This window comes from Filimonas lacunae (genome assembly GCF_002355595.1).
GTDB lineage: Bacteria > Bacteroidota > Bacteroidia > Chitinophagales > Chitinophagaceae > Filimonas > Filimonas lacunae.
Genome location: NZ_AP017422.1, coordinates 1,087,102 through 1,100,523 on the forward strand (window position 1 = coordinate 1,087,102; position 13,422 = coordinate 1,100,523).

1 protein-coding gene is annotated in these 13,422 nt (G+C 46.2%); it reads left to right on the plus strand.

From position 1 onward, the window contains the following. Positions 1-142 precede the first annotated feature (142 nt). Entirely contained in the window at positions 143-13,399 is a 13,257-nt protein-coding gene (locus tag FLA_RS04630) for an Ig-like domain-containing protein (protein ID WP_144264174.1), read from the plus strand. The last annotated feature ends 23 nt before the right edge of the window (positions 13,400-13,422 follow it).

Consider the following 13,422-nt stretch of genomic DNA (forward strand, 5'->3'; position numbering starts at 1 on the left):
GCTAACCGTGCTGCTGGCGAAGCTATGCCCTTAACAGTTTGTTTACATTGATGTATTGCATGCGCCGGGTTTGCTATAAAGCCCGGGGTATATGCTATTGCCTGTACTTTAATTAACTGTTTATCTATAACTATTGGTTTGCATGACACAGCTTTACACCGGCCGAACATTCAGAAAAAGATTATTATTAATGGCAATGATGCTAAGTGCATCATTCAGTATGGCGCAGAATACTGTACAGATAGGTGCAGGAACAAGTGTTCCTGCTAACACGCTGTATGGACCTGTGTACCGCTATTCCTCTACTTCCACCACTTCCGCTTCGCGCTGTGATATGGTGTTTACAGAAGCAGAGATGGCGGCAGCTGGCATTCCTAACGGTGCCATCATTACTGCGGTAGCTTTCAATAAAACCAATGTAGCCAACTTTACAGCAAATACCACCACGCATGCTATGCTGATGGCCAATACTACTAATACTACATTAGCTACTACAGCTACCTGGGCGGGCATACAAACCACGCACACCCAGGTATACAGCAGCACTTCTTTTAATGTGCCTTCGGCAGCAGGCTGGGTAAGCTGGAGTATTACACCGTTTGTGTATACCGGCAAAGCGCTGGAGATAGCTACAGAAACTTCTATGGCAGGCAGTGGAGGGGCCACTGATAATTTTGCGTGGCAGTATACTACCGGCACTGCCGATAAAATAGTAGGGGTAGCCAGCTTAGGGGCTACGCTGAATGGAACGGTAACGGATTATAAATACCGGCCTAATATTCGCATCACTTATACAGCGCCGGGGCCGTGTACAACGCCGCCTGTGCCGGGCAAAGCTTCGGTATCGGCTACAAAGCTGTGTGCAGGCAGTCCGTTATTATTGTCTTTAACCGGTAACAATTACGGTACCGGTCTTACTATTACCTGGCAATCGGCTGCCGCTGCTGCGGGGCCTTATGCTGATATCAGCACGGCGGGTAACACAGCCAGTTATTCTACAGTAGCTGTTGCCGGCGTGCAATATTACCGCGCAGCAGTAACCTGTAGCGGCAATACACAATACTCCGATACGGTAAGTGTAAACGGTACGGCAGGTTTGGCAGGTGGTACCTACACTATTGATGCATCCAGCCCTACCAATGGCACCAATTACACTTCGTTTGCCGATGCGGTGGCGGCATTAAGTTGCGGTATTACTGGTCCGGTGGTGTTTAATGTAACGCCTGGCGGGCCGGTGTATAACGAGCAGGTGATTATTCCGGAAATACTGGGAGCGTCGGTTATCAACACTATTACTTTTAAAGGCAATGGCAATACGCTGTCCTTTGCTTCTTCCAATACTAACGAACGTGCGGTGTTAAAGCTCAATGGAGCCGATCATGTAATTATAGATAGTCTTATTATTAATGCAACAGGTACTTCCAGTTCTCAATATGGTTTTGGAGTACAATTGATTAATAACGCCGATTCCAACATTATCCGTAACTGTTCCATTAATGTAACTACCTCAAGCACTTCTTCCAACTACTCCGGTGTTGTAATCAATGCCTCTGCGGCATCGGCCACCACTTCGGGTAGCACGCTTTGCGACGGCAACCTCATTATTGGCAACACGGTAGTGGGTGGTTATTATGGCATGACGATGGTGGGTGGTTTCGGAAGCCTGATAGAGGCGAACCGTTTTGTGAATAACCAGGTGAAAGACTTTTATTTCTATGGTATATATGCGTATTATATTTCTAATGCTGTGATAGAAGGCAACAGCATCAGCCGTCCCGATCGTACTTCTTTATCTACTTTTTATGGCATATACCTGGGTGATGGTACTGTAGGGGCGCAGGTAATTAAAAACAGGCTATTCAATCCTACCGGTGCCGACAATACTTCTACAGCAGCTGTATATGGTATTTATTTATCTTTTACTTCCGGCACAGCTATAGCGCCTAACCTGGTAGCCAACAATCTCGTGTACGACATAAACGGTGCGGGATCTATTTATGCATTGTATGAATACGATGCACCTTATTCCCATTTCTATCATAATACAATATCGCTGGATAACACAGCTAATACTTCATCGAATATAACTCGCGGGTATTATGAAAGCTTTACGGCAGATGGGGTTGAGTTGAAAAATAACATCATTAGTGTTACCCGTGGCGGTACCGGCAGCAATTATGCGGTGTATATATTTTCCGGTACAACGCTGGCGAGTGACTATAATAATCTATACGTGGCTTCCGGCAGCAATTATGCAGTAGGGTATATAGATGGAACCTATACTTCGCTGGCCGATTGGCAGGCTGCATCAGGATTAGATGGCGGCTCTGTTTCGGTTGATCCGCAATTTACCCAGGCGGCTGCCGGTATTTATTTACCAGGCAACGCAGCTGCGTTTAACAACCTGGGCGATGCGGTGGGTGTTACTACCGACATTAACGGAGCTACCCGTAGTGATGTTGTACCTGACCTGGGGGCATATGAAAATACCGTGAATGTGTGTGTGACGCCACCATTACCAGGTAAGGTATCGGGGCCATCGTCGGTAGGTGTTAATACACCCTTTTCATTAAGCCTGAAAAATGGCAGTTCCGGAACGGGGCAAACCTATCAATGGCAAATTTCATTAGACCATATCACGTTTACGAATATCAGTGGCGCCACTGTGGCAAGGCTTACTACCACACAAATGCAGGATAGTGCTTTTTACCGTTGCCTGGTTACCTGTGGTGGTAATATGGCTGTTTCCGACACATTGAAGGTGTCGGCTACTTATATCTATTGCTCTGCGGTGCCCAGCTCTACCATTGACACGGAAATATTCGGTGTTACCTTGAATGGGGTTAAAAATGCATCGGATTGTACCACGCCTGCAACTGGGGTAGGATCGGTATTAAACCGGTATTCCAACTTCCAGGATAAGGGCGTGCTAACGCATGTAACGCAAGGAGCCAGTGCTACGTTTAGTGTAGACCAGGATGATTGTACGCCTTCTACCTATTATTCGGCTGCAGTGGCTATATGGATTGACTATAACAGGGATGGTGATTTTAATGATCCTGATGAAAAGGTATTTGTAGAAGATGCGCTTACCCTGGGGCCACGCACCATTAGTGGTAAATTTAAAATACCACTTTCGGCAACGGCAGGTATTACCACTATGCGTGTAATACTGGCAGAAGGATATTCCGGAACCAGCCTGGTGCCTTGTCTTTCTTATACATATGGTGAGACGGAAGATTATTTAATACAGATAGATGCCGCTGTGCCATGTGCCGGAACACCGGTAGCAGGTACCACCACCAGCACCAAACTGTATGCGTGTCCGTCCGAAGCATTTGCATTGGATGTGTCGGGTGTTAGCACGGCCAGTGGATTAACCTATCAGTGGCAAACTTCAGCCGACAACAATACCTGGACTAATATTAATGGCAAAGTATCTGACCATGTGGATACTTCTCAGCAGGTAACCACTTACTACAGGTATATAGTAACCTGTGCCAACGGCGGACTTGCGGGAGTGGCTGCTCCGGTGAAAGTAACTTCTCCGGGTATAGTGTCGGGTACTTATTCTATTGATAATACGCAACCGGCTTCTGCAACCAACTTTACTACGTTTAAAGATGCCTACGATTATATTAAGTGTGGCATTAATGGCCCGGTAGTATTTAATGTAGCGCCTGGTAGTGTGCCTTATAACGAGCAGTTAATTATGCAGCCAGTGCCTGGAGCATCGGCTGTAAACACGATTACTTTTAATGGCAATGGTGCAGCGCTTACTTACAAAAGCACTAACAGCAACGAACGGGCGGTAATTAAACTGAACGGAGCCGATCATGTTATTTTTGATAGCCTGATCATTAATGCTACCGGATCAACCAGCGCTGAATATGGCTTTGGTGTGCAGCTGCTCAATGATGCAGATTCTAACATTGTAAGAAAGTGTACTATTAATATAACTACTGCTTCCACCTCTTCTAACTATGCGGGTGTGGTAATCAGTGCTTCGGCTACTTCTGCTACCACCACTGGTACAACTGCCTGTGATGGCAACGTGTTTGCCAATAATTCCATTACCGGTGGCTATTACGGTATGACGCTGGTGGGTGGCTCGGGTAGTAATATTTACCATAACCGTTTTGTGAACAACACGGTGAAAGACTTCTATTACTATGGTATCTATATATTATATACCGGCCATGCTATTATTGAGGGCAACAGCATCAGCAGACCTAATCGTTCTGATGTAAGCCTGTTCTATGGTATTCGTGTGGGTAGTGATAATATTATGGATTCTGTGGTGCGTAACAGGATATTTAATACTATGGGCGCCAGTAAAACGAACACCAGCACTCAGTATGGTATTTATATCGCCAGCACCAATGCAAAGGCCGATTCGGCTACGGTATTCGCCAACAATCTGATGTACGATTTCAACGGTGCCGGCACTGTCTATGCTTTCTATAATTCAGGATCTCCTAATACCCGCTATTATCACAATACTTTATCATTGGATAATACCAAGAATACATCAGATGCATCTACCTATGGTTTTTACCAGTCGTCCACTGCCAGCAATGTGGAATTTAAAAACAACATTATTACGTTGTCGCGTGGTGGAACCGGTAAAAACTATGGTATATACCTGGCTACTTCTGCCAGTGTAGTAACGATAGATTATAACAACTATTTCAAAGCTGACTCCAGCAACAACTATACAGGGTACTCTAATAGTACAGATTACAAAGACCTGATAGACTGGCAAAATGGTACCAGCAAGGATGCGCATTCTGTAGTGTTTGATCCGGAATACCTGGATAAATCGCAGGGTGATTATAAGCCTATGAGCAACCTGCTGGATAACCTGGGTACAGCCCTGGGGGTATCGAATGATATTAACCAGGCTGCACGTAGTGTTACTACTCCGGATATGGGAGCCTACGAATATGTGGCTATTCCTTGTACTACACCGCCGGTACCCGGCACAGTAGTTTCTTCGGTTGACCCGGCGTGTTTAAATGTGCCATTCACTTTATCTATTAATGGTGGTGTTACCGGTTATGGACAAACCTACCAGTGGCAGTCTTCTGCCGATAATACCAATTGGAATAATATCGCAACTGCTACCAACCGCTCGCTCACTACCACCCAGGGTGTTTCTACCTACTACCGTATTGTGTACACCTGCGGCACCAACAGTGTGCCTTCCACAGCGGTGAGGGTAACTACGCCAACACTGGTGTCTGGTACCTTTACCATCGATAAAACGCAGCCTGCTACACCTACCCGCTTCCAGTCGTTTAACGATGCTTATAACTTCCTGCGTTGTGGTATCAATGGTCCTGTAGTGTTTAATGTGGCACCGGGAACCGGGCCTTATAACGAGCAACTGGTGATGGAGTATGTGCAGGGCGTTTCTGCTGTGAACACTATTACATTCAATGGTAATGGCAACACTATCCGTTTTGCTTCTACCAACGGCAGTGAAAGAGCGGTGATTAAACTGAAGGGATCGAAGCATGTTATTTTCGACAGCCTGGTAATAGATGCCCGTTCTGGCGATTATGCTTACGGTGTGCAATTAACAGCTAATTCAGATTCTAACACGGTAAGAAGATGTGTGATCAATGCATTGCAAACTTCTACCTCTGATCAATATGCAGGTATTGTTATCAGCGGGTCGGAAACCGATCCTGTGGGCACAGGCATTGTGTTGAGTGATGATAATAATTTTGAATACAATAAAATTAATGGCGGTTATTATGGTATTACCCTGGCTGCCACCTTTACCAACGGTGGTAACGGGCGCAACCGGTTTATGGGTAATACTATTATGGACTTCTATGCTACCGGTATTTATGTGGCGGGTAGTTATGGTACTATTATCGACAGCAACAGTATCAGTCGTCCTAACCGTACTACGGTAACAGAGTTTAAGGGTATTTACTTTACTGCCCAGAAAAATACAGGTTGTTATATAACGCGTAACCGCATTTTCAATCCATTTGGTAATGCTACCTCCAGCACCGATGCCTTCTATGGTATTTACTTTAATAATTCGGATGGATCTACCGGTGGCAGCACCTATAACGAAAACACGGTAAGCAATAACCTTATCTATGGTGTGAATGGTGCGGGCGCTGCCTATGGCATAGCCAACACCGGTTCGGATTATGCATATTATTATCATAACACTGTTGTGCTGGATAATGAAAGCACTACTTCTACGGCTACTAATCGTGGCTTTTATCAAACCACTACTGCTACAGGGTTAATATTTGCCAATAACCTGATTGCTATTAGCGCAGCAGGAACCGGTACCAAGCATTGTATTTACCTGGGCGGTATTCTGCCGCTGGCAATGGATTACAACGACTATTATATCAGTTCTATAGCAGGTACCAATGCCGTGGGGTATTATGGAGCCAGCCAGGCGCGTTTAAGTGATTGGGTAACGGCTGTGGGTAATGGTATGGAGCGTGCATCGGTTTCCAGCATTCCTTCGTTTGTTGATGCCGCTAATGGTAACTATACGCCAGGTAATGCCGGCCTGAACAATAAAGGTGCGTTTGTAGGGGTAACCAATGATATTGTGAATGTGGTTAGAAGTGCTAGTACCCCGGATATTGGTGCATATGAATTTACACCACCACCTTGTAGCGTGCCACCAGTAAATGGTAAGGTGCTGATTGCGCCGGCAAGTGTGTGTCAGAACAAAAAGGTATACCTGAGCATGGATATCAGGGCTTATGGCGAGGGGCAAACCTTTCAGTGGCAAACTGCTAAAACACTCACCGGCGCCTTTGAAAACATGGGTAAACCTATGCTGGCCGCCGATACGGTAATTAACTCAGATACCACCTTATACTATCGTGTAGTGGCCAGCTGTGGCACCAACACGGTATATAGCGATACGGTGCAGCTGATAGTGAGCCCTGCTATGCCGGGTGGTACTTACACTATTAATAAAACCCTGGCTACAGATTATGTGCCTGGTAAAGCAGGTGGCAACTTTGCTTCTTTTGCCGATGCTAAAACCGCTATGGGTTGCGGTATCACAGGTGGACCGATTGTGTTTAACGTGGCTGCCAACACCGGCCCTTATAACGAGAAACTGGCGCTGGACAGCATTGCAGGTGTTACTGCTATTAACACCATTACCTTTAATGGTAATGGCAACACCATCACTGCCAACAGCAGCACCTCTACCGACAGGGCAGTGATTACGCTGAATGGCGCGGATCACATTACATTCGATAACCTGGTAATAGATGCCGGAACAGGTACCTATGGTTATGGTGTGCAATTGTTAAACAATGCCGATTCCAACACCTTCCGCAATAACACTATTAAAACATCGGTAACAGGCACTACTTCCAATTTTGCAGGTGTGGTTATCAACGCCAGTGCATCTGCTGCGGTAACTACCGGTAACACATTGTGTGATGCCAACCTGTTTGAAAACAACACCATTACTGGTGGTAACTATGGTATTACCGTAGTGGGTGGTACTGCGGTGGCCAGCTATATTAACAACAACCGGTTTGCCGGCAACACTATTAAAGATTTCTATACGCAGGGCATGTATGTGGTGGGTACTGCTAATACGGTGGTAGAGGGGAACACTTTCACCAGAAGTGCCCGCACTACAAACCCTGCTTCTATATATGGTATTTACGTTACCGATGCGGTAAGTAACCGTTTGGTGATACGTAAAAACCGCTTCACCCGCTTCCTGGCAGCAACGCCTGCAGCTACTGCAACCAGTTATGCAATATATCATAACTCGCAGGATGCGTCGGTAGGTAATGAAGATACGGTAGTGAACAACCTGGTATACAATCTGGGGGGCAGTGGTGCACAATATGGTTTCTATAACCTGAGTGCTGATAATGTATTCTACTATCATAATACCATTGCGTTAGATGATACATTAAAAGTTACTGCCGTAACAACCGGCTTTTATCAATCAGGTGTGGCAACAGGTTTGCGGTTTAAGAACAATATTGTAACCGTTACCCGAGGTGGTGCCGGTAATAAATATGGTATGTACCGCAACACTACTGCCAGTGAAATAGAAGCTAATAAAAACGATTATTACATTAAAGGCATTAACGCCTATACAGGATTTTATAATGCAGTGAACCTGGTAACGGTAGATCAGCTGAAGGCTGCTACCGGGCAGGATACCAACTCTGTAACAGGTAATCCGTTATATACCGATTCTGCCACCGGCAACTTTAAGCCGCAGCTGGTATATATTAATGATATGGGCTTGCCGCTGAATGTGGCCAGCGATATAGAAAACGCGGTGCGTAGTACCACCAAACCGGATATAGGGGCGTATGAATTCAATGCAGCATTGTGTGCTAATCCATTGGTGCCCGGTACGGCTATCTTATCGCCTGCCAGTGGATTGTGTCTGGAGAAGCCGGTACAACTGGATATTACAGGACATTCACCACTGGGCTCTATCACATTCCAGTGGGAAGCTTCGCCTGATGGTACTAATAACTGGAAGGCTATCAGCCAGGTACAATATAGTCCTGCATACGATACAGTAACCACTATCAATAGCTATTACCGTGCGAAAGTGGTGTGCGAAACCGCTACGGAGTATACCAATGTGATACAGATTGGTTTAAACAATATTATGCCAGCTGGCACTTATACCATCAATAGCAGTGCGCCGGCTACTTATGTGCCGGGGGTGGCTGGTGGTAACTTCCAGTCGTTTAACAGTGCCGTACAAGCCATGGGTTGTGGTGTAGGTGGTAAAGTGGTGATTAATGTACTGCCAGGTACCAATGGTGTGTATAACGAACAGTTGCTGATTCCTTATGTAGCAGGTACTTCTGCTGCTAACACCGTTACTTTCCAAAGTGAAAATGGTGTTGCATCTTCTGCAAACCTGAGCTTTGCAGGAACAGCTGCTAAAAACTATACGCTGCGTTTTGACAGTACACAAAACTTCATCTTTAAAAACCTGACCATTACTGCACAAAGCACCGATTATGGCCGTGCAGTGGATGTTGTGAATGGTGCGGCGGCTGACAGCATAGTGGGTAATACCATTGTGGCGCCTGCTGTAACTACCACTACGAATGCTACTGCCGGTATTTATGTAAATGGCAACAAGGGTAATAAGCTGGTGCTGAAAGGCAATGCTATCAGCAACGGTGCTTACGGTATTTATTTTGCCGGCACTTCGGCTACCTTGTTAAGCGGTAAACTGCATGTGATAGATAGTAACCAGGTGGTGGGTACGTATGTAGCGGGTATTTATGCCGCCTTTGCCAACAGCCTGGCTATTACTAATAACACGGTAACTTTGAAAGGGGTGATGTCTTCCAATGCTTCGGGTATCTCTACCAGCTATGCCGATACGGCGCTGCAGGTAAGGGGCAACCAGGTGCATATTAACCAGGTAACCAGCGCTTCGGTAAATGGTATTTATATACTGAACACCCGTTCTTCTATGGTGTCTAACACCGCCGTGGTAGCTGGTAACCGCGTAATGGCCGATAGTAATAACACGGCTAATATATACGGCATCACCGTTTCTGCTTCGGCAGGTGTGCAGGTGGTGAACAACGTGTCGGCCATTAACAGCGGTGGTAACCTGGTGTATGGCTTATACAGCCTTAATAACACCGGCGTTGTGAACTATTATAACAACAGCAGTAACATTACAACAACTGGTACCAGAGGTTATCCGGGTTATTTTACTCAAACTGCCAGCACTGCGTTAGATGTGAGAAACAACATCTTCTCTAACAAAGGAGGGGGCAAGGCGCTTTTTGTAAATAACCCGGCGCTGTTTAATGGTGACTATAATATGGAGTATACCAGTGGCACTTCGCTGGTAGAAGTAAGCTCGGGCACTGTGACTACTTTTGCCACACTGGCCGAGTGGAAGAATACCTGGAACTGGGATGCCAGCTCTATCAGCTACGAACCGGCCTTTGCCAACAGCAGTACGCTGCGTCCGGATATCAACAACCCGGATGTGTGGGCAATGCATGGTCGTGGTGTTCAGATAAAAGGTAATAACTACGATTATGATAATAATGTGAGGATAGAAGAGCGTGCGCTGGGTGTGCCAGACCTGGGAGCTTACGAGTTTTATCCACAAACAGTACCAACAGTACTGTCAGCCACACCGGCGGTGCCTGTACCTAATACTACACAGGTATTTACCTACGGTACTGATACGGTAATGCGTATTGCCTGGGATAATGCAGTGCCAACAGGAGTAAGCGTAAGAAGGTATTCCGGTGTGGTGCCACAAGGCTTGCCAGCTGGTATGGATTCTATGTATTTCTATACACAGGTGGAAGTAACAGGCAGCAATGATCAGAAATACAATGCACAATTATATTATGTGGATTCATGGCAGGGATCGGTGGCTGATCAAAACCGCATAGGCATGGGCCGTACCACTGCTGCCAATGCATGGGTGGTAGGCGCTGCCAGCACAGTAGACATCCGTAAAAAAGAGATCAGTCAGAACGCTATGTTGTATATGGATCGCTTTACCGGGTTAATCAATGCTTATGCGCAGCCGGTAGCGGAAGACAGCAGCTCTAACCGTGGCAGGGATTTCTGGGTAGGTTATCAGCGCAGTAATGGATTTACAGGTCCTGATGGTGGTTATCAGACCATGAAAATATATATGGGTGCAGGTGACGAGCCGGCTAATGTAACCATTACAATAGAGGGAAGTAACGGCACGCCGTGGGTAAGAAACTACTATGTACCTGCAAACTCTGCTATTACCAGTGATGATATGCCTACGACTAATCCAAACGATGCACGCTTGTTTACAGAGGGGCTGTATCAGAAGCAGGGAATTCATATTGTGAGTGATGTGCCTATTGTTGCTTATGCGCACGTATTTGAATCTACCAACTCCGGAGCTACCCTGTTAATGCCAACGGCAGTGTGGGGATATGAATACTACACCTTAAGCTCCAGGCAGTATTATTCTACATCAGGTTCTGCTTCTGCCTTCCACGTGGTGGCGCAGCACGATAACACCTGGGTAGAGATCAATCCGTCGAAGCCTACTTTAAATGGCTGGACGAAAAATGGTGGCACGCGGCCTAACGGAAGTTACCTGGTGAAACTGAATAAGGGGGATGCTTACCAGGTGCTGGGTGGTGTGTTAAGTGGTGCGGAAGGACAGGATTTAACCGGTAGCTATGTAAAATCCATTAGTAACGATGCCGGTGAATGTTTCCCTATCGGTGTGTTTGCGGGCAGCACCAGAACGGCTATTGGTTGCGGAACCACTACCGGCGGCAATGGTGATTACATTATTCAGCAGATATTCCCGTACCAGGCATGGGGTACCAAGTATGCTACAGCGCCTACTTCTATGCAGGATGGTCCGTCAGCGTCTTACCTGATGCTGAATATCTACCGCGTAATGGTAAAAGACACGGCAACGATAGTGAAGCGTAATGGCACGCCTATCGCTAAAACAGAATTGATCAATAATAAATATTACCAGTTTGAAAGTTCAGAAGGGGAGTATATAGAATCGGATAAACCAGTGATGGTGGCGCAGTATATGACTTCATCCGGAGTGTGTGGTGTGATAGGATATAGTGATCCGGAAATGTTCTATATCAGCCCGGTACAGCAGGCGGTGAAGAGATCGCAGTTTTACCGCAACGACAGGTATTCTATTGAAAACAACTTTATCACGTTGGTGATACCTACAGAAGGTTTAGCTACGCTGAAAATAGATAAAGTAAACTACCTGGCCTATCCTGCGGCAGACCGATATGTATATACCCATCCGCATTTGCCAGGCTACTCGATAGTGACCAAGAAGTGGGAAGCGGGTGCCGGTTCCAGTGTGGTAGAAAGTGATATGCCTTTCACCGGTATGGTATATGGTGTGGGTAGTGCGGAAAGCTATGGTTATAACATTGGTACACTGGTGAAAAACCTGAATAATCTCAGTACAGTAAACACCAGCTTTAACACAGGGGCTAATCCTACTGATTATACCTGTAAGGGAGCGCCGTTTAATATGACCATCCTGTTGCCAATAGCACCGGAAACCCTGACGTGGCAGTTTAGCAAGGTGCCTAAGTTGTCGCCTGCAGTAGATAGTGTGCAAAACAATCCTGTGCCGGTTGATACGGTAACGGTAGAAGGGGTTACCTACTATGCTTATACAGTGAAACAGCAGTTTATAATAGATACTACCGGTATTATCAACGTACCTGTGTCGTATACTTCGCCGCTGATTGAAAAATGTTCCGGCATAGAAACAGGGGTGGTAACCTTACAGATATTACCTGCGCCTGAAACAGATTTCAGTGTCGTGTTCCCGGGTGGTGTTACGGTGGGTTGTGAAGGATCGGAGGTAACACTTACCGGTGATGTGATTACGGCCAATGGTATTGCATTAAGCGAATGGCAATGGACGTTCCCGGGCAATGCCACTGCTACAGGACAAATTCAGAAACATGTGTTTAACGGGGCCGATTCCTTTGCGGTTACCTTAAGGGGAGTTACGGCAGATGGTTGTGTGTCGGATACTACCAAGTATGTAGTGGTGAAACCAAGACCAGTGCCAGTAGTGACTAAAGACAGTATCCCGGTTTGTGCGGGCGATACTACCACCTTTACGGTTGACAGTGTGGCTGCGGATATTACCTATAACTGGTACGATGCAGCAACAGGGGGTACGTTAGTGCACACAGGTCTGAGCTTTACCACCAGCGCCAGCACGCCATTACCGGCTACTTATTATGTAGAAGGAGTTAGTGCGGGATCATGTGCCAGTGTATCGCGCAAAAAGGTAACGGTATATGGGGTTAACCAGCTGGATAAGCCAGTGGTTTCCGGAACCAGTACGCCTATCTCCATAACGTTTACGTGGACGGCGGTTTCAGGTGCTACAGGATATGAAGTGAGTATTGACGGCGGCACTACCTGGATAACGCCAAGCTCCGGAGCTACAGGCACCACACATGTGATAGAAGGATTAACTCCATTTACCGAAGTAACGATATTGGTGCGTGCATTGGGTGTAACAGCTTGTCAGCTGAGTGTATCGGATGCTGTTACGGAAAAAACTACCACCAATGATGTGTTTGTAGGTAATGCGTTTACACCTAACGGAGATGGTATTAACGATGTGTTTATCATACAGGGATATGCGATTAAGGAAATGAAGTTTATGGTGTTTAACCAGTGGGGCGAGAAACTGGCCGAAACTGTAAACCCTGTAATGGATGCGAATGGTGCGCATGTGGTATGGGATGGCAGGTATAAAGGCAAACTGCAACCATCCGGTGTGTATATGTACGTGGCGCAGATACTGTTGATAAACGGTGAAACGGTGCAGAAGAAAGGGGCCATTAACCTCATCAGGTAACACCTCTTGTATTTCAATAAATA